At 65.9% G+C, this 19,018-nt stretch carries 17 protein-coding genes; 8 read left to right on the top strand and 9 right to left on the bottom strand.

All coding sequences use genetic code 11. The features are described from left to right. Window positions 1-104 precede the first annotated feature (104 nt). The 5 genes from QRN25_RS05885 to rpsF all read right to left on the bottom strand — a co-directional run bounded on the left by QRN25_RS05885 (window position 105) and on the right by rpsF (window position 3,721). A complete protein-coding gene (locus QRN25_RS05885; protein ID WP_285017951.1) occupies window positions 105-1,535 on the bottom strand; it encodes an AMP nucleosidase in 1,431 nt (476 codons plus the stop codon). A 143-nt stretch (window positions 1,536-1,678) separates the two neighbouring features. Beyond that, the gene (locus tag QRN25_RS05880; RefSeq protein WP_285017949.1) at window positions 1,679-2,209 is read right to left on the bottom strand and encodes a GNAT family N-acetyltransferase; all 531 of its coding nucleotides are present in this window, start codon (window positions 2,207-2,209) and stop codon (window positions 1,679-1,681) included. 307 nt (window positions 2,210-2,516) lie between these two features. Further along, window positions 2,517-3,113 (bottom strand): 50S ribosomal protein L9, encoded by a 597-nt coding sequence (gene rplI, locus QRN25_RS05875; protein WP_271181632.1) that lies wholly within the window; start codon window positions 3,111-3,113, stop codon window positions 2,517-2,519. A gap of 15 nt (window positions 3,114-3,128) precedes the next feature. Then, window positions 3,129-3,353, bottom strand: coding sequence for a 30S ribosomal protein S18 (rpsR, locus tag QRN25_RS05870; protein WP_007686754.1), 225 nt, complete (start codon window positions 3,351-3,353; stop codon window positions 3,129-3,131). Between the two features lie 5 nt (window positions 3,354-3,358). Continuing rightward, window positions 3,359-3,721: a 30S ribosomal protein S6 gene (gene rpsF, locus QRN25_RS05865; protein ID WP_008832807.1), complete on the bottom strand. Its 363-nt coding sequence runs from the start codon at window positions 3,719-3,721 to the stop codon at window positions 3,359-3,361. A gap of 380 nt (window positions 3,722-4,101) precedes the next feature. Between rpsF and QRN25_RS05860 the strand changes: the two genes are divergently transcribed. After that, the gene (locus tag QRN25_RS05860; RefSeq protein WP_285017943.1) at window positions 4,102-6,756 is read left to right on the top strand and encodes a M1 family metallopeptidase; all 2,655 of its coding nucleotides are present in this window, start codon (window positions 4,102-4,104) and stop codon (window positions 6,754-6,756) included. Window positions 6,757-6,899: 143 nt separating this feature from the next. Here the strand turns inward: QRN25_RS05860 and QRN25_RS05855 are convergent, their stop codons facing one another. Continuing rightward, window positions 6,900-8,135, bottom strand: coding sequence for a polyhydroxyalkanoate depolymerase (locus QRN25_RS05855; protein ID WP_271181630.1), 1,236 nt, complete (start codon window positions 8,133-8,135; stop codon window positions 6,900-6,902). Between the two features lie 95 nt (window positions 8,136-8,230). Between QRN25_RS05855 and QRN25_RS05850 the strand changes: the two genes are divergently transcribed. Beyond that, window positions 8,231-8,905, top strand: a complete 675-nt coding sequence (locus tag QRN25_RS05850) for a glutathione S-transferase (protein ID WP_285017941.1) — start codon at window positions 8,231-8,233, stop codon at window positions 8,903-8,905. Window positions 8,906-9,353: 448 nt separating this feature from the next. Here QRN25_RS05850 and QRN25_RS05845 read toward each other — a convergent pair whose 3' ends face one another. Beyond that, window positions 9,354-10,178 (bottom strand): flagellin N-terminal helical domain-containing protein, encoded by an 825-nt coding sequence (locus QRN25_RS05845; RefSeq protein ID WP_036522625.1) that lies wholly within the window; start codon window positions 10,176-10,178, stop codon window positions 9,354-9,356. 173 nt (window positions 10,179-10,351) lie between these two features. Here QRN25_RS05845 and QRN25_RS05840 point away from each other — a divergent pair, with 173 nt between their 5' ends. Continuing rightward, window positions 10,352-11,296: a DUF808 domain-containing protein gene (locus QRN25_RS05840; RefSeq protein WP_285017938.1), complete on the top strand. Its 945-nt coding sequence runs from the start codon at window positions 10,352-10,354 to the stop codon at window positions 11,294-11,296. Window positions 11,297-11,434: 138 nt separating this feature from the next. On the opposite strand, the gene QRN25_RS05835 is transcribed toward QRN25_RS05840, so the two are convergent. Continuing rightward, complete coding sequence (locus tag QRN25_RS05835) at window positions 11,435-12,859, bottom strand: glutamate ligase domain-containing protein (protein WP_285017937.1); 1,425 nt, start codon at window positions 12,857-12,859, stop codon at window positions 11,435-11,437. Between the two features lie 58 nt (window positions 12,860-12,917). Here QRN25_RS05835 and QRN25_RS05830 point away from each other — a divergent pair, with 58 nt between their 5' ends. The 5 genes from QRN25_RS05830 (at window position 12,918) to dnaN (ending at window position 17,531) form a co-directional block, all read left to right on the top strand. Then, on the top strand, window positions 12,918-13,727 hold the full coding sequence (locus QRN25_RS05830) for an LD-carboxypeptidase (RefSeq protein WP_285017935.1): 810 nt from the start codon (window positions 12,918-12,920) through the stop codon (window positions 13,725-13,727). Window positions 13,728-13,769: 42 nt separating this feature from the next. Beyond that, window positions 13,770-14,297 (top strand): VOC family protein, encoded by a 528-nt coding sequence (locus QRN25_RS05825; RefSeq protein WP_285017932.1) that lies wholly within the window; start codon window positions 13,770-13,772, stop codon window positions 14,295-14,297. 116 nt (window positions 14,298-14,413) lie between these two features. Further along, entirely contained in the window at window positions 14,414-15,349 is a 936-nt protein-coding gene (gene fabD, locus QRN25_RS05820) for an ACP S-malonyltransferase (RefSeq protein WP_271181625.1), read from the top strand. Between the two features lie 82 nt (window positions 15,350-15,431). Then, window positions 15,432-16,196 (top strand): 3-oxoacyl-[acyl-carrier-protein] reductase, encoded by a 765-nt coding sequence (fabG, locus tag QRN25_RS05815; protein ID WP_285017929.1) that lies wholly within the window; start codon window positions 15,432-15,434, stop codon window positions 16,194-16,196. A gap of 216 nt (window positions 16,197-16,412) precedes the next feature. Next, window positions 16,413-17,531, top strand: a complete 1,119-nt coding sequence (gene dnaN / locus QRN25_RS05810) for a DNA polymerase III subunit beta (RefSeq protein ID WP_008830966.1) — start codon at window positions 16,413-16,415, stop codon at window positions 17,529-17,531. 71 nt (window positions 17,532-17,602) lie between these two features. Here the strand turns inward: dnaN and QRN25_RS05805 are convergent, their stop codons facing one another. Next, window positions 17,603-18,907 carry an FAD-dependent oxidoreductase gene (locus tag QRN25_RS05805; protein WP_285017928.1) on the bottom strand — a complete coding sequence of 435 codons (1,305 nt, stop codon included), beginning with the start codon at window positions 18,905-18,907 and terminating at the stop codon, window positions 17,603-17,605. Window positions 18,908-19,018: the final 111 nt, after the last annotated feature.

The raw sequence follows: 19,018 nt of genomic DNA, 5'->3' as shown, positions 1-19,018 counted from the left end.
AGGGAGAGTAGCCGTCCGCCGCTTTTCTCAAGGCGCAACGAAAAAGCCGACCGCCGCTCAGGTCGCGACGGTCGGCTTCGTGTTCTGGCCCGATAGGCTGTTTCCTACCGGAACGGCGGCTCGTTGAACGCGCGCAGCTTGCGCGAGTGCAGGCGGTCACCCTGTTCGCGCAGCAGGTCGCAGGTGATCAGGCCGATCTTGAGGTGGCTGGCGATCGCCTCTTCATAGAAGCGGTTGGCCTGCCCCGGCAGCTTGAGTTCGCCGTGCAGCGGCTTGTCCGAGACGCACAGCAGCGTCCCGTAAGGCACGCGGAAGCGGTAGCCCTGCGCGCTGATCGTGGCGCTTTCCATGTCGATGCCGATCGCGCGGCTCAGCGAGAAGCGCTTGGCGGACTCGGTGTAGCGCAGTTCCCAGTTGCGATCGTCGGTGGTGACGATGGTGCCGGTGCGCATCCGCTTCTTGAGGTTCGCGCCGCCTTCGCCGCTGACGACCTCGGCCGCCTGCGCCAGGGCCAGCTGCACTTCGGCGATGGCGGGCAGCGGGATCTCGGGCGGCAGCACCGGGTCGAGCACATGGTCGTCGCGCAGATAGGCATGGGCGAGCACGTAGTCGCCGATGCGCTGGCTTTCGCGCAGGCCGCCGCAGTGGCCGATCATCAACCACGCCTCGGGGCGCAGCACCGCGAGGTGGTCGGTGATGGTCTTGGCGTTGGACGGGCCGACGCCGATGTTCACCAGCGTAATGCCCGAGCCGTCCTTGCGGATGAGGTGGTAGGCGGGCATCTGGTGGCGGCGCCATGCGGTGTCGGAGAGCCGCGCGCGCGCGTTCTCAATCGGTGCGTCGAGATAGAGACCGCCGGCCCCCGAAAGCGCGACATAGCCGTCCGAGCCGACTTGCGTGCCGGCCCAGTCTACGAACTCGTCCACGTAACGGTGGTAGTTGGTGAATAGTACGAAGCGCTGGCAATGGTCCGGGCTGGTGCCGGTGTAGTGCGCCAGACGCGCGAGGCTGAAGTCGGTGCGCAGGCCGTCGAACAGGGCGAGCGGGTGCGGTTCGTCCTCGGCGGCGAGGAAGGTGCCGTCGGCGATCTCGTCGCCGATCATCGCCAGTTCGGTGCTGGGGAAGTGGCTCGCCAGTTCCTGCGGCGTGACGCTGCCGACCGAGACGCCTTCGAGCACGTAGGGGAAGGGGATCTCCTGCGTGGACGCGGCGACCTCGAATTCCACTTCGTACTCGGCCTCGATCAGCGCGAGCTGTTCCTCGAGGTAGGAGGCGAAGAGGTGCGGGCGGGTGACGGTGGTGGCATATGTGCCGGCCATCTCGAGCCGCCCGAACGCGCGCGAGGCGCGGGCGTTGAGTTCGGTGCCGCGATACGTGATCCGCAGCTCAGGATATGTCCAGAGGCGGTTCGCGCGGCGATCTGCTGGGGGGAGGGTGCCGTTCTCTACGAAGGCGGCGATATCGGCCTTGAGAGTGGAAACGGCGGCTTCGTAAACGCGGACCAATTCCGCGATGGTTTCTTTCATCTTCTGCATGGCCATCTATTACGCATTCCGTGCTGCGGCGCAATAGGGGGCGATATGGGCAGGGTGATGACGGTTGGAGCTTCGGCAAGCTCAGCCGTGACCCTTCGACAAGCTCAGGGTGAGCGGAGGTAGCGTAAACCGCCCAAAACCGCTCAGGCTGAGCTTGTCGAAGCCCCCTCGGTACAAGCCGGCGACAGCTCCAGCGAGAGATACGTCACCGTCTTACCGTTCTCCAGCAGTGCCTCGCCGACGGGCGTGAAGCCGAGGGCGGCATGGAAGGCGTCGGAAGCCGGGTTGGGCGGATCGGAATTGACCTCGCAGACCACGCGCTCGTGGCCCGCGGCGCGGGCCGCTTCGAAGAGGTGGGCGTAGAGTTGGCGAGCCAGGCCCCGACCGCGCGCTTCCGGGGCGACGACGACGCGGTCGACGTAGACGAAACTGGCATAGCGCCGTTCGAACCAGCGGTAGTTGGCGCTGTCGTATGCGGCCCCGGGCGCGAAGGCGAGGAGTAGGGCGTCCAGGCTTCCGATCCGCGCGGCGAGGAATGCCTCCTCCACCAGCATCGCCATGCGCGCTTCGTCGGCGAAGGAGAGTTCGACGGCGTGGGCGTTGTTGAGCGCCAGCATCGCGCCGCGCAAAACGGGGTCGGCGTGATAGTCGGCGGCGGTGACGGGGTGGATCATGGTTTTCCGGGTCTGCCCGGCCGAGGGGGCTTCGACAAGCTCAGCCTGAGCGGGACCTGGATTTTCATTGATCGTCATTGCGAGCGCAGCGAAGCAACCCATAGCGGCGCTGAATTGCCCTGGATTGCTTCGCTGCGCTCGCAATGACGAAGGGGGCATCGGATGCTCTGAGAGCCTGCTCTCAACACCGCTCAGGCTGAGCTTGTCGAAGCCCCATGGGCACGAACCAGCATGTGCCAAAAAGGAAAAGCCCCCGTTCCGCAGGGGAACGAGGGCTTTGCTATTCCTCGGTAACCGAAGGAAAGGCTCAGGCCTGCGCCTCGCCCTCTTCCTCGGTTTCCTCGACCGCGATTTCGCCGGGTTCGGCGTTCGGGTCGTAGGCTTCGGTGAAGCCCGAGACGTCCTGTTCGAACATCGCGGCCATCACGTCCACGCCCTGCGACTGCAGTTCGGCTTCGTCGGGCGAACGGGCGACGTTCACCTTGACGTTGACCGCAACTTCGGGGTGCAGCGAAACCTTGACGTCGAAGATGCCGAGCGTCTTGATCGGGCGCTCGAGCACGATCATCTGCTTCGATACGTTCGCGCCTTCGGCGTTCAGGCCGTCGACGATGTCGCGGACCGAGACCGAACCGTAAAGCTGGCCCGAGTTCGACGAGGCGCGGATCAGGACGATCTGCTTGCCTTCGACGTTGCCCGAGTTGGCTTCGGCAGCCGTACGACGCTCTGCGTTGTCGGCTTCGATCTTGGCGCGGTTGGCTTCGAAGACCTTCTTGTTCGCGTCGTTGGCGCGGAGGGCCTTCTTGTTCGGAAGCAGGTAGTTACGGGCGTAACCGTCCTTGACCGAGACGACGTCGCCGATGGCGCCGAGCTTCTCGATGCGTTCCAGGAGGATGATCTGCATGGGTAGGTCCCTCCCTTACTTCACGATGAAGGGAAGCAGGCCGATGTGGCGGGCACGCTTGATAGCCTGGCCCAGCTCACGCTGCTTCTTTGCGGAAACCGCAGTGATGCGGCTGGGGACGATCTTGCCACGCTCGGACATGAAGCCCTGAAGCAGACGAACGTCCTTGTAGTCGATCTTCGGCGCGTTCTTGCCCGAGAACGGGCAGGACTTGCGGCGGCGGAAGAATGCACGTGCCATGGAAATCAGTTCCCTTCACGTTCGCGACGGCGAGTACGCTCGCGGTCGGTCTTGCGCATCATGACCGAAGGGCCTTCCTCGTGCTCGTCGACGCGGATGGTCACGTAGCGGATGACGTCTTCGTTGATCTGCGTCTGGCGCTCGAGCTCGGCGACGACGTCGCCCGAAGCCTCGATGTTCAGCATCACGAAGTGAGCCTTGCGGTTGCGCTTGATCTTGTACGCGAGATTCTTGAGGCCCCAGGTCTCGGTCTTGACGACCTTGCCCTGGTTCGACTCGACGATCTCGGTGGCGGCGGCAGCAAGCGCATCGACTTGCGCCTGGCTGAGGTCCTGGCGTGCCAGGAACACGTGCTCATATAGAGCCACGGCAGCTTCCTTTATCTAGTCTAACCGATCGCTGGCGACTCGCGGGATTGCGAGGCCCCTCCGGCTTTCTTTGGGTTTCCCTGTGTCCTCGGACTTTGGGGAAGGGGCGCGCTTAGCGGATTTTGGACGGAATGCAAGCGCGGTGTGGGCAGAGAAGGGGGAAGCCCACCCCCGGCCCCTCCCGCAGGCGGGAGGGGAGAAGTGAGGTCAGCCTTCCCGCTCGCGCGAGGGCCGGAAGGCTTGGCAGCTTGCTGCCTAGCCGGACGGGGTGGGCCCTGTGACTCCCGCAGCGTTTAAAATTGCACACAACAGGTAAATTGTTGCGCGCTCACGACAGGACGTTAGCAAGGCGTCATCCCCCCATCTGGTGTGAGTCGTCCATGAAGAAACCGTATCGTCGCGCCGCGCTGGCGCTTCTCGCCGGCGTTGCCCTTCCGTTTTCCGTTTCCGCGCAGGAAGTTGGAACCGCGTCCACCACCAAGGGCGCCACGGCAGAGACGGTGACTACGCAGCTTCCGCGCAGCGTTCGCCCCAGCCACTACGACATCACCGTCACTCCCGATGCCAGGGCGATGACCTTCGCGGGCAAGGCGGCGATTACGGTCGACGTGGTCGAGGCGACGCAGACCATCACGCTGCAGGCGGCCGAACTGACGATCGCCAAGGCGGCACTGACCAAATCGGGCAAGAAGGCCGGCACGCTCACCGTCTCGCTCGACGAAGTCGCGCAGACCGCGACTTTCACGTTCGCCAAGCCCATCGCGCCGGGCAGCTACGTGCTGGCGATCGACTACACCGGCAAGATCAATACGCAGGCCTACGGCCTCTTCGCACTCGACTACAAGGCGGCCGACGGTTCGGCCAAGCGCGCGCTGTTCACCCAGTTCGAGAACTCGGACGCGCGCCGCTTCATGCCTTCGTGGGACGAGCCGTTCTACAAGGCCACCTTCAGCCTCAAGACCGTGGTGCCGACCGAGGAAGTCGCCGTCGGCAACCTGCCGGTGGAAAGCCGCAAGGACCTGGGGGGCGGCAAGACGCTGGTGACCTTCGGCACCAGCCCCAAGATGTCGACCTACCTGCTGTTCTTCGGCCTCGGCGATTTCGAGCGCAAGACCAAGATGGCGGGCGATACCGAAGTGGGCGTGCTGACCAAGAAGGGCGATCTGGCGCAGGCGGACTATGCGCTGGGCGCCTCGGCCGACCTGCTGCCCTGGATGAACGAATACTTCGGCGAGAAGTACCCGCTGCCCAAGCTCGACCACATCGCGGCGCCGGGTCGCAGCCAGTTCTTCTCCGCCATGGAGAACTGGGGCGGCATCTTCTACTTCGAGAACGCGATGCTGCTCGATCCCAAGATCGCGTCGAACGCGCTGCGCCAGCGCATCTTCACGGTCGTCGCGCATGAAATGGCGCACCAGTGGTTCGGCGATCTCGTCACGATGTCGTGGTGGGACGACCTGTGGCTGAACGAGGGCTTCGCCTCGTGGATGGAAAGCCGCGCGGCGGCCAAGTTCCACCCCGAATGGCACCCCGAACTCACCGCCACCGGCGAGCGTGAGCGCGCCATGGACCAGGACGCCTACGTCACCACCCACCCGATCATCCACCACATCGCCACCGTGGAAGAGGCCAGCCAGGCCTTCGACAACATCACCTACGCCAAGGGCGAGGCGGTGATCCGCATGCTCGAAGCCTATGCCGGTTCGGACGAGTGGCAGAAGGGCGTGCAGGCCTACATGGCGCGCTACAAGCACTCCAACACCGTCACCGACGACCTGTGGCGCGAGATCGACAAGGCTTCGGGCAAGCCGATCAGCCAGATCGCGCACGACTTCACGCTGCAGCCGGGCATTCCGCTGGTGAAGGTGACGTCCTCGTGCGCCGGCGGTTCGACGACGCTGGCGCTGGAGCAGGGTGAGTTCACCCGCGACCGCGCCGATAAGCAGCCGCTCGCCTGGCGCGTGCCGGTCAGCGCTGCGGGCACGGACGACACCAGGGCCGAGACGCTGCTGCAGGGCAAGGGTTCGCTCAAGGTCGCGGGCTGCGGTCCGGTCGTCGTCAATGCGGGCCAGTCGGGCTACTACCGGGTGCTCTATGATGCGAAGACCTTCGCGGGTCTGGTCAAGGGCATCGCTTCGGTGCAGCCGGTCGACCAGCTCGGCATCCTCAACGATGCGGTAGCGCTCGGCTACGCGGGCAACCAGCCGATGGCCGACATGCTCGACGTCGTGAAGAACCTGCCCGCCAATGCCTCGCCGCAAGTGATGGAGCGCGCGGCGAAGGTGATCGGCGGCCTCGCCGACTTCGCCAAGGACAACGCGAAGCGCAAGGCGGCGCTCTCGCGCTTTGCCACGAAGCGCCTGCTGCCGGTGCTGAACACGCTGGGCTGGGAGCCGAAGGCGGACGAGCAGGCCACCGCCGGCGACCTGCGCGCCACGCTGATCGACACGCTGGGCGCGCTGGGCGAACCCTCGGTGGTCGCCGAGGCACGTCGCCGCTTCGCCGATCCGGCCTCGATCGATCCCTCGGTGAAGGTCGCGGTGCTCACCGTCGTCGCGAAGAACGCGGACGCGGCGACCTGGGACAAGCTGCACACGATGGCGCAGGAAGAGACCTCGGCGCAGGTCAAGACCACGCTCTACTCGCTGCTGGGCCGCGCCAACGACAAGGCGCTGGCCGACAAGGCGCTGGCCCTGTCGCTCACCGACGAGCCGGGCGTGACCACCAGCCCGGTGATCGTCAGCGCCGTCGGCGGCGAGCATCCCGAGCAGGCGTTCGACTTCGTCCTCGCCAACTACGATGCGGTGATGAGCCGCGTCGATAGCTCGGGCGCGACACGCTACGTCGGGCGCCTGGCCACCGGCAGTTCCGATCCGGCGATGCCGGCCAAGCTGGATGCCTATGCGAAGCAGCGCCTCGCGGCCGGTTCGCGCCGTCCGGTGGATGAGGCGATCGCCAAGATCCAGAACCGCATCCAGGTCGGCCAGACCCGCATGCCGGAAGTGGACGCCTGGTTGGCGAAGCAGGGGTATTGAGGAGCGCTTCATCCTCCCCGTCGCGTAGCGATGGGGAGGGGGACCGCCGCCGCAGGCGGTGGTGGAGGGGGAGCTGACGCCCCCTCCGTCAGCCCTGCGGGCTGCCACCTCCCCATTGCTTCGCAACAGGGAGGATTTGGCTATCAGGCCATCGCCAGGATCATGCTGCGCACTTGCGGATAGACCTCGCGCTCCCACTTCGAGCCTGAGAACACGCCGTAGTGGCCCACCCCCGGCTGCAGGTGGTGGCGCTTCAGGTGCGGCCGCAGGCTGGTGCACAGCAGGTGCGCCGCTGCCGTCTGGCCCACCGCGCAGATGTCGTCGCGCTCGCCCTCGACGGTGAGCAGCGCGGTCTTGCGGATCGCCGCGCAGTCCACCCGGCGGCCGCGGTGCACCAGTTCGCCCTTCGCCAGCTGCGCCTGCTGGAACACCCGGTCGATGGTTTCGAGGTAGAACTCCGCCGTCATGTCCAGCACCGCGAGGTACTCGTCGTAGAAGTCCTCGATCTTCGCCGCTTCGTCCATCTCCAGGTCGGCGAGGTGCTGGTAGAGCTTGCGGAACTGCGCATTGTGCCGCCCCATGTTCATCGACATGAACGCGGTGAGCTGGATGAACCCCGGATAGACCTTGCGTCCACCGCCCTTGTAGCGCCACGGAACGGTGTGGATGAGGTTGTTCTCGAACCAGTCGTAGCTCTGCGCATTGGCAAGCTCGTTCACCACCGTGGGGGATTCGCGTACGTCCACCGGCCCGCCAAGCAGCGACATGGTGCGCGGCTGGCACGGGTCGTCGTCCTGGGCCATGATGGCCACGGCCGCCAAAACCGGCACGCAGGGCTGGCACACCGCCAGCACGTTGGCGCCGCGCCTTGCCGCCGGATCGCCGATCTCCTGAAGGAAGCGGATGACGTAGTCGATGTATTCGTCCAGCCCGAACTTGCCCGCCGACAGCGGCACGTCGCGCGCGTTCTTCCAGTCGGTGATGTAGACGTCGTGGTCGCGCAGCAGCGTCGCGACCGTATTGCGCAGAAGCGTGGCGAAGTGGCCCGAAAGCGGCGCCACCACCAGCACTTTGGGTTGCGGCGTGGTCACCTCCGGCTTGGCGAAGTGGAGCAGATCGCCGAAGGGCAGGGCCAGTGCCACGTCCTCGACCACCGGCGTCATGGTATTGCCGCAGAGCACTTCATCGATGTCGTAAGGCGGGCGCTTGTGGGTGATCGTCGATTTATCGAACGTCTCGGCCAGAGCGAAGAGGCGGCGCGCCATCGGCATCGTCTTCGCCCCGCCCAGGAACTTGTCGCGAAAACCGGTCGCCGCGCGTGCGGTCAGGCGCGCCGGGGTCAGGACGTCGCAATAAGCCTGGTAGGCGTCATAGAGCATCCGCAATATCCCTCAGGCACCTCGCGATTCGGCGAGTGTGCACGCAAACGGTTGTACAATCATGCTGCGCTGCATCATAACGTTAAGCAAGCTGAATGAAGGGGCAGGTCATGGTCGATTCCGGTGCAACGCTGACGATCTCCAGCAAGACCTATTCGGCGTGGTCGCTGCGCGGCTGGCTGCTGTGCCGCCTTGCCGGGCTGGAGGTGACCGAGAAGATGGTCGCCAACGATGCCGCCAACCGCGCGGAACTGCTGCTGCTCTCGCCCTCGGTGCTGGTGCCGCGCCTGACGTGGCAGGGAGCGAGCGTGTGGGACACGCTGGCGATCGCGGAGTTCCTCAACGAGCGGTTCCCCGATGCGCAGATGCTTCCGGCCGACCCGATCGCGCGGGCGCATTGCCGCTCGATCTCGGGGGAGATCCACTCGGGCTTCACCAACTTGCGCTCGGCGCTGCCGATGAACCTGAAGGTGCGGCACGCGAAGTTCCCGGTGTTCTCCGGCGCGCGTCCGGACATCGAGCGGATCGAGGCGATCTGGCTGGAATGCCTCGATCGCTATGGTGGCCCGTTCCTGTTCGGTGCGCAGCCCACGGTGGCGGACGCGATGTATGCCCCGGTGACGACGCGCTTCGTCAGCTACGCGGTGGCGCTGCCGGTACCGTGCGAGGCCTATTGCCGGACCATCGCCGAATGGGACCCGATGCGCGAATGGATCGCCGCCGCGAAGGCCGAGCCGGAAGAGATGGAAGAACTCGACGTAGAGTTCTGAGCATCCTCCCTGTCGCGAAGCGATGGGGAGGGGGACCGCCCGCGAAGCGGGTGGTGGAGGGGGGCGCACAAGCCCCCTCCGTCAGCGACTGCGTCGCTGCCACCTCCCCATCGCTTCGCGACAGGGAGGATATGCCTGGTCCGCTTTCCTACACCCGGAGGCATCCGATACATTGCATCCCATGCCCTGCCGAACCGCCTCGCACCTCACAAGGTTACACCACAAGGTGACACTTCCTTCGCGTAAGGTGACACATCGCCCGCAAAATGTGTCACTTTACGCTCCTAAGGTGACACATTCCGGCCCAAGGTGACACCTTTGCCCTCTGGACCGTGTAAACCGTGTAAACCTGTCACCTTGTGCAGACACGGAAACGCCCGACGGTCGGGGGAAACGACCGCCGGGCTTCCGGGCCTTCCGGGGGACGGGAAGGCTTGTATCCAGTCTCTTAGCGCAGCAGCGAGAGGACGTTCTGCTGGCTCTGGTTGGCCTGCGCCAGCATCGCGGTGGATGCCTGGCTGAGGATCTGCGCCTTGGCCATCGCGGTGGTCTCGGCCGAGTAATCGGCGTCCTCGATGCGGCTGCGGGCGTCGGCCAGGTTGGTGGTGGTGTTGGTCAGGTTGTTGATCGCCGATTCGAGGCGGTTCTGGCCAGCACCCAGCGAGGCGCGGGTGGCGTTGACGTCCGACAGCGCGGCATCGACGTTGGTAAGCGTGGTCGCCGCCTTCGTCGCGTCGGTCACGTCAAGGGCGGTCGCCGAAACCTTGGTGCCGTCGATCGCCTTGGAGGTCAGCACGACCTGCTGGCCGCCCTGCGAGCCGGTCTGGATGTTGAAGGTCAGGTCGGCGCCCGCGGTGGTCGAGATCAGCGTGTTGCCGTTGAACTTGGCCTGCGTGAAGCTGTCGTTGATCTGCGTGGTGAGCGCGGTCACTTCCTGCTGCATCGCCGCGCGGTCGGAGGTCTGATAGGTGCCCGAAGCCGACTGGATCGCCAGTTCGCGCACGCGCTGCAGCATGTTGCCGACTTCCGACAGCGTGCCTTCGGCGGTCTGCGCCAGCGAGATACCGTCGTTGGCGTTGCGGATGCCCTGGCTCATGCCGCGGATCTGCGAGGTCATCGAGGTCGAGATCGCGAGGCCCGCCGCATCGTCCTTGGCCGAGTTGATGCGCTTGCCGGTCGACAGGCGCTCCATCGCGGTGCCGAGAGCCTTGTTGGCCGAATTCGATGCGTTCGAGGCGCGGATCGCGCTGATGTTGGTGTTGATGACTGACATGTGTTGAACCCCGGTAAGCCTTTCGAGCGGCCCCGGAAGTGGAGCGCTCTTCACATGTCCAGAAGAACGGCGGGTGCGCGCAGGATTTAAGTCCGTTTCGCTTTCGCTTGATCACAGGCTGATTACCCCGCATGCAGCGGCTTCGTTCGCACTTGCAAACAAAAGGAAATAGAATGCCTTCCGGCCTTGTCGCCCTGCTTGACGACGTTGCGGTCATCGCCCGTGCCGCTGCCGCCTCCATGGACGACGTGGCGGCGGGAGTGGCCAAGGCCGGGACCAAGGCGGCGGGCGTGGTGATCGACGATGCGGCGGTGACGCCCGGCTACGTCACCGGCTTCACGCCCGATCGCGAACTGCCGATCATCTGGAAGATCACCAAGGGTTCGCTGTTCAACAAGCTGGTGATCCTGCTGCCGGTGGCGCTGCTGCTGAGTGCCTTCCTGCCGATGGCGATCACCCCGATCCTGATGGCGGGCGGCCTCTACCTCGCGTTCGAGGGCGCCGAGAAGGTGCTGGAGAAGCTGGGCGGCGAGAAGCACGGCGAGACGCTGGACGATCCGGTGAGCGATGTCGCCACTTTCGAGAAGACCCGCGTTGCCGGGGCGATCCGCACCGACCTGATCCTCTCGGCTGAGATTATGGCGATCGCGCTGTCGCAAGTGGAGGATTCCAGCTTCATCGCCCGCGCCGTGGCGCTGGCGGTGGTGGGCGTGCTCATCACCATCGGCGTCTACGGCGCGGTGGCGCTGATCGTGAAGATGGACGACGTCGGCCTGCACCTGACCAAGAAGCCGGGCGCGAGCGCGCAGGCGCTGGGGCGCGGGCTGCTGAAGGCAATGCCGATCGTGCTCAAGGTTCTGGGCAGCGTCGGCACGGTGGCGATGCTGTGGGTCGGCGGCGGGATTATCCTCCATGGGCTCGAGGAACTGGGCGTCCCCGGGCCTGCCCATGTCTCGCACGGTATCCAGCACGCGCTGGCCGAGGCAACCGGGCCGGTGGGGCCGGTGTTCGGCTGGCTGGGCTATGCGCTGGCTTCGGCGGTGGTCGGGCTGGTGCTCGGCGCGGTGGTGGCGGTGATCGTCCACCTCGTCGCCAAGGCGCGCGGCAAGGGGCACTGAGGCGGCGTTTGCAGGCGGTGTCGTCCCGGACTTGATCCGGGACCGCTGGCCGTGGACAGCCCGGAACGAAGCGAGGCGCCCCGCTGATAGCCCTCGCCTCAAGACTGCCACCGGTCCCGGATCAAGTCCGGGACGACGTCAGGGCAAAGCTGCCAGAACATCCTTCGCGAACACCGTCAGTGTATCGTCGCGTGCGCCCATGATGACCACGCGGTCGCCGGGACGGGCGATCTCCGCGATCCTCGCGGCGCAGTCCTCGCGGGCAGGGACATACTCCGCCTTGCCGCCATGGCTTTCGATCAGCCGGACGATCCGCTCAGAGCCTTCGCTGCGATCCACGGTGCCGCCGAAGTAGACCGGGTCGCACAGGATGGTCAGGTCGTCCGGGCCCAGCTTGCGGGCGATGACTTCGGCCAGTTCGGCGCCCATCTGCCGCAAGGGACCATAACCGTGCGGCTGGAAGAGCGCGATGACGCGGCCCGGATGTACCTTGAGCGTCGAGAGCGTCGCCGAGACCTTGTCAGGATTGTGCCCGAAGTCGTCGATCACCGCGATTCCCGAGGGCGAGATGCCGACCACGTCGAAGCGCCGCGCCAGCCCTACGAAACTGCCGAGCGCGACCACCGCCTCGGCCACCGGCACGCCTGCGGCATTGGCGGCAGCGATCGCGGCGAGCGCATTGTAGAGGTTGTGGCGGCCGGGCACCTTCAGTGTCAGCGCATGCTCGGTGCCCTCGCGCCTGTCGAGGATCGTGGCGGACAGCGAAGTCGGCTCCTCGACCACGTCGATCGCGGCGATCTGGGCGTCGGGCGAAGTGATCCCGAAGGTCACCAGCGAGCGCGCCCGATGGGCTAGTGCGGCGGTTTCCGCATCGTCGAGGTTGATCGCCGATACTTCGGCGCGGGCGAGGAAGTCGCCGAACAACTCGCGCAGTTCCTCGAGGCTCTTGTGATCGAGGCTGACGTTGCCCAGCACAGCCACCTTGGGGCGATAGAGCGCGATCGAGCCGTCGCTCTCGTCCACCTCGGACACGAAGGCGTCGCCTGAACCCACGCGGGCGCTGGCGAAGGGCGCTTCGGGGGCGACGAAGTTCTTCATCACCGCGCCGTTCATGATCGTGGGATCGCGGCCTGCCGCGGTCATGATCCAGCCGGTCATGCCGGTGACGGTCGATTTGCCCGAGGTGCCGCCAATGGCCACGCCGAAGGGCGCGGCATTGAACAGTGTCGCCAGCAACTGCGCGCGGCTCATCCGGGGGCACCCGAGCTGCGTCGCCCGTACCACTTCGGGCACAGTGTCCTCCACCGCAGCCGAGGCCACCAGCGTCTGCTCGGCCGAGATCACGCCGCTGCCGTCCTGCGGGAACAGTTCGAAGCCCAGCGATTCGAGCCAGGCGAACTTCTCGGGCGTCCGGCCCTGGTCGCGGCTGCGGTCCGAACCGCCGATGCTCGCGCCGTGGCCCTTGAGGATCAGCGCCAGCGGCAGCATGCCGGAGCCGCCGATGCCGCAGAAGAACCAGGGGTGAGTAGTGAGGTCGCTGGAGGGCGTTGGCAGGTCGGTCATAGACCGCAAGCCGTATGCGGCCTTGCCCGCCGTGACAACCTCGATAGGAATGCATGGCATGACACGTATCGCCGTCTGCGCACCGTCCACCCCGATCACCCGCGAGGATGCCGAGGCCGTGCTCGCGCTCGCCGCTGCCGAGTTCCCCGGCGTGGAACTCGTCGTTCACGAGCAATGCTTCGCGCAGGAGGGGCACTTCGCCGGAACTGACGAACAACGCCTCGGTGCTCTGCTGGAGTGTGCCAACGATCCATCCGTCGATGCCGTGTGGTTCGCGCGGGGCGGCTACGGTGCGTGCCGGATTGCGGAGGCCGCGCTGGAGCAGATGGGTCATGCGGCGGTCGGCAAGACGTACCTCGGCTATTCTGACGCGGGCTACTTGCTCGGCGGGCTCTACCGCGAGAGGATCGGCAAGCCGGTCCATGGCCCGATGCTGGCGGACATTCGCCGCGAGGGTGGCGTCGATGCGGTGCGCCGTGCGCTCGCCTACCTCGCGGGTGACAAGCAGGGCCTCGAACCCTCGCTTGGCGGCGAGCGCCACGCCGTCGCCGCCTTCAACCTGATGACGCTGGCCATGCTTGGCGGCACGCGGCTGATGCCGGGACTCGCCAACCACGTGGTCATGGTGGAGGAAGTCTCCGAATATCTCTACGCCGTCGACCGCCTGTTCTTCCACGCGACCGCGCATCTCGGCGGCATCGCGGGCCTGCGCCTCGGCCGCGTCAGCGACGTGCCGGAGAACGACCGCCCCTTCGGCACCGATGCCGAGCAGATCGCGCGCTACTGGTGCGAACGCCACGCGATCGCTTTCCTCGGCGTGGCGGACATCGGTCACGATGCCGCAAATAAGATAGTTCCCTTCGGCTGACGAAGACGCCACTCTCCGGCTCAAACAGAACGGGAGAGATTGATGGCGCCCTTGCCGATCCGCCAGATCGCCTACTTCGTGCCGGATGTGCGTGCCGCCGCGCAGGCACATTCCGCGGCCTTCGGCTCCGGGCCTTACTACGTGGCCGACCATATCGCGCTGACCCGCGCCGTCCATCGCGGGGTGGAGCGCGAACTCGATCACTCCAGCGCCTACGGCCAGTGGGGCGAAGTGATGATCGAGTTCTGCCAGCAGAACAATCCCGGCCCTTCGGCCTTTCATGACCTCTATCCGGAAGGCTCGGGGAGGGAGGGACTGCATCACGTAGCCTTGTTCGTCGATAATCTGGATGCAGCCGTCGCCGACTTCACCGGGCGAGGGGCTACGCTGGCGCTAGACGCGCAGATGACCGACGGGTTCCGTTACGTTTTCCTCGATACGATAGCAACTTACGGGCACATGCTCGAATTGTACGAGCCGACCGACAACCTCAAGGGCTTCTACGAATACGTGCGGCGCAAGGCGGGCGACTTCTCGAAGGGCGTCACCCAGGACATCGCTTTCGGGTGACGTGCGTGTCTCAGGGCTTGCCCTGAGCGGCCAAGGTCAATAACCCGCCGCGCCACAATCGATTCGCAATCGGCGAGAGGCTCGCGCCCGCCGTGCAAGCCAAGGAGCGGTCGCAGATGCGTGCATTCGTTTTCCCCGGACAGGGTAGCCAGAAGGTCGGCATGGGTGCCGAACTCGCACAGGCCAGCGCCGTCGCGCGCGAGGTCTTCCAGGAGGTCGACGAAGCGCTCGGCCAGAACCTCTTCCGCATCATGAGCGAAGGCCCCGAGGACCAGCTCACCCTCACCGAGAACGCCCAGCCTGCGATCATGGCCAACGCCATCGCGGTGCTGCGCGTGCTGGAGAAGGAAGGCGGCATCAGCCTCGCCGACAAGGCGGACTTCGTCGCCGGTCACTCGCTGGGTGAGTACACCGCGCTCTGCGCCGCAGGGGCCTTCAGCCTCGCCGACACCGCGCGCCTGCTGAAGCTGCGCGGCCAGTCGATGCAGGCCGCCGTGCCGGTTGGCGTGGGCGCCATGGCCGCGTTGCTGGGCGCCGACATCGAGAAGGCCACTGCGCTCGCCGAAGCGGCGGCCGAAGGTCAGGTCTGCACCGTAGCCAACGACAATGACCCCACGCAGGTCGTGATCTCGGGCCACAAGGAAGCGATCGAGCGCGCCATCGCGCTGGTCAAGGATCACGGCATCAAGCGCGGCATCGCGCTGCCGGTCTCGGCACCGTTCCACTGCCCGCTGATGCAGCCCGCCGCCGACGCCATGGCCGAGGCACTCGCCGCGACCCCTCCGGGTGCGCTGCGCGTCGCCCTGTTCGCCAACGTGACGGCTTCGGTGGTGACCGACCCGGCCGAAGTCCAGCGCCTGCTCGTGGAGCAGGTCACCGGCCGCGTCCGCTGGCGCGAGAGCGCGATCGCGATGCACGCGGCGGGCGTGGAGCGCTTCGTCGAGATCGGCGGCAAGGTCGTCGGCCCGATGATCAAGCGCTCGGCGGGCGAGGTGGACGTCGTGGCCGCGATCTCGATGGCTGAAATCGAGGAGCTGGCCAAGAGCCTCTGATTTTCCGCATGGCCCCGGGCTTGACCCGGGGCCGCACGCCGTCAGATGAAGCATCGCCGGGATGGCGATCTAGGAGTTTCTCATGTTCAACCTCAACGGAATGACTGCCCTGGTGACCGGCGCAAGCGGCGGGATCGGTTCGGCCGTGGCCCGCGCGCTGGCGGCGCAAGGTGCGCGCCTCGCAATCTCGGGCTCTAATGCCGACAAGCTGCGCGCCTTCCGCGAAGAACTCGACGAGCACACCCCGCAGCACCTGCAGGAAGTCGACCACGTCTCCATCGCCTGCAACCTGGGCGATGCCGAGCAGGTCGAGAAGCTGGTGCCCGCCGCGCTCGAGTCGCTGGGCAAGATCGACATTCTCGTCAACAACGCCGGCATCACGCGCGACAACCTCGCGATGCGCATGAAGGACGAGGAGTGGGATCAGGTGATCCGCATCAACCTCGAATCGACCTTCCGCCTGATGCGCGCGGTGACCAAGCCGATGATGAAGGCGCGCTTCGGCCGCATCATCAACGTTACCTCGGTGGTCGGCACCACCGGCAACCCCGGCCAGATGAACTACTGCGCGGCGAAGGGCGGCATCACCGCGATGTCCAAGAGCCTCGCGCAGGAAATCGCCAGCCGCGGCGTGACGGTGAACTGCATCGCCCCCGGCTTCATCCGCACGCCGATGACCGACGTGCTGCCCGACGCGCAGAAGGACGCGCTCAACGCCCGCATCCCGATCGGCCGCATGGGCGAGGGCGACGAGATCGCCGCCGCCGCCGTGTACCTTGCCAGCAAGGAAGCGGGCTACGTCACCGGCCAGACCCTGCACGTCAACGGCGGCATGGTCATGGTGTGATGTGACACTGGGCGGGGGGGCTTGTCTCCTCGCCGCAATGACGTCTATGTGAGGACTAGCGGGATAGATTGGGTCGCAAACCCCCGATTTATCCCCAGATTCGCGGTTTTCCGCCTACATCCGGCTTGCCGCGCTCCGGACTCCCGTTAGAGATAGTCGTCCGAATTTAAGGGATATCCTTATCCCGTGCCCGACCAAGGGGGACTTGAGGCTGTCATGAAGGCCACTATCGAACGTTCCACGCTGCTGCGCTGCCTTTCCCACGTGCAGTCGGTCGTCGAGCGCCGCAATACCATTCCGATCCTCTCGAACGTGCTGATCGAGGCCGCCGCCGGCGGTGCGCTCAAGATCATGGCGACCGACCTCGACCTGCAGGTCGTGGAAACGCTGAGCGCGGTTTCGGTGGAGCAGGCCGGTGCGATCACCGTCTCGGCGCATCTGCTGTTCGACATCGCGCGCAAGCTGCCCGAGGGCAGCCAGGTCAGCCTCGATTCAGCGGACAACCGCATGGTCGTGAAGGCCGGTCGCAGCCGCTTCCAGCTGCCGACGCTGCCGCGCGACGACTTCCCGATGATCGCGGAAGGCGAACTGCCAACCAGCTTCGAGGTTCCGGCCGCGACGCTGGCTCAGCTGATCGACCGCACCCGCTTCGCGATCTCCACCGAAGAAACGCGCTACTACCTCAACGGTATCTTCCTGCACGTCAGCGACGAGGAACTGAAGGCCGCCGCCACCGACGGTCACCGTCTGGCGCGCTTCACCATCGCTCGCCCGGACGGCTCGGAAGGCATGCCCGACGTGATCGTGCCGCGCAAATGCGTAGGCGAACTGCGCAAGCTGCTCGAAGAGGCGCTGGACACCAACGTCCTCGTCGACCTGTCGGCCAGCAAGATTCGCTTCACGCTGGGCGGCGAGCATGGTGTGGTGCTGACCAGCAAGCTGATCGACGGCACCTTCCCGGACTACACCCGCGTCATCCCTACCGGGAACGACAAGCTGCTCAAGGTCGATCCCAAGAGCTTCTTCCAGGGCGTGGATCGCGTGGCGACGATCGCCACCGAGAAGACCCGCGCGGTAAAGATGGCGCTGGACAGCGACCGGATCACCCTGTCGGTCACCTCGCCCGACAATGGCACGGCGGCCGAGGAAGTGCCCGCGCAGTACGCCGCTGAAGGCTTCGAGATCGGCTTCAACGCCAATTACCTCAAGGACATCCTTGGCCAGATCGACGGCGACACGGTGGAACTCCACCTTGCCGATGCGGCCGCGCCGACGCTGATCCGTCAGGACGACAAGAGCCCCGCGCTCTATGTGCTGATGCCGATGCGCGTCTGACCTTCGCGGCAGGCAAGAGAAGAGGGCCGGGGCGAAAGCTCCGGTCCTTTTACTTTGTCATTGCGGAGGGGTCAGGCCCGTCCGGTCGCCTCGATCATCTTTTCCAGTTCGACGAACTTCTCGCGCGGAGCGCCGTCGCGTGCGGCGGCGACTTCGGCTTCGTCGATCTTCTGCCAGTCGGTGAACTTGACGACCTGGATGCCGCGTTCTTCCGCGAGGGCATCGAAGCCAGGGCGGCCGGGTTTGCCGGAATCGCCCTTCATGTCCGCCGCGATTTTCTCGACGATGGCAAATCCGTCCGGGCGGTTGGTGCCGATCGTCCCGGTCGGCCCGCGCCTTGCCCAGCCCACGCAGTAGAGACCGGGGGCGATGCGGCCTTCGACATTGGCGAAGCGGCCACCCTGTTCGTCATAGGGCACATCGGGAATCGGCGAAGTCTGGTAGCCGATGCAGGCCACGACGATCCCGGCCGGGATGCGATAGGTCTCTCCCGTGCCGATGGCCTTGCCGTTCTCCAGGCGGGTGCGTTCCACTTCCACCGCTTCGACATGGGTGTCGCCGAGGATGGCCTTCGGCGCGGCGAAGAAGTCGAATTCGACCGTGACGTCATCGGCGCGCGGGTTCTGGTTGGTCGCGAAGGCGCGCAGCAGACCGAGGGATTTGCGAAGCCCCGTATCGAGGCCCGCGTCGGCTTCCAGCGGAGGCAGGTCGGCGGCATCCACTACGGGGTGCGCGCGTTCCAGCTTGGCGAGTTCGCCCAGTTCCTTGGGTGTCATCGCGATCTGGTGCGGTCCGCGTCGCCCGAGGATCACGATGCGCCGCACCGCTGAATTGTGCAGGGCGGCGAGGGCATGGGCGACGATGTCAGATCCCGCGAACTCCGCTTCCGACTTGGCGAGGATGCGCGCCACGTCGAGCGCGACATTGCCGTTGCCGACGATGACGGCGGTGTCGTGGCCCAGTTGCGGGTCGAGTCCGGTGAACTGCGGATGGCCGTTGTACCAGCCGACGAAGGCAGCGGAGCCGAAGACGCCCGGCAATTGCTCACCGGGCAGGCCGAGCTTGCGATCGTGCGGCGCGCCGGTGGCGAGGACCACGGCGTCGTAAAGGTTCTGCAATTCGGCGACCGTCACGTCCCGGCCCAGCATCACGTTGCCGACGAATCGGACGTTGCGGGTGAGCGCCGTGTTTTCATAGCGACGGGCGACCGCCTTGATCGATTGATGGTCGGGCGCGACGCCGGTGCGGATCAGACCGAAGGGCACGGGCAAAGTGTCGAATATATCGACGTGCACCTCATCGCCCCACTGCTTGAGTGCGGCTTCGGCGGTGTAGTAGCCCGCCGGGCCGGATCCGACGATGGCGATGTGCCGCATGGCTATGTCTCCCGTATCTGGCCGACTTCGTTGCCGGCCGGTTGAATGGAAGCAAGCACGGCGACGAAGCGGTATCAAGTGAAATGCTTCGGATTCCGGATCGTTGCCCGA

This window comes from Novosphingobium sp. fls2-241-R2A-195 (genome assembly GCF_030209485.1).
In the GTDB taxonomy this organism is placed as follows: domain Bacteria; phylum Pseudomonadota; class Alphaproteobacteria; order Sphingomonadales; family Sphingomonadaceae; genus Novosphingobium; species Novosphingobium resinovorum.
The sequence above is the reverse complement of the archived record's forward strand: the minus strand, read 5'-3'. Positions and strand labels throughout refer to the sequence as shown.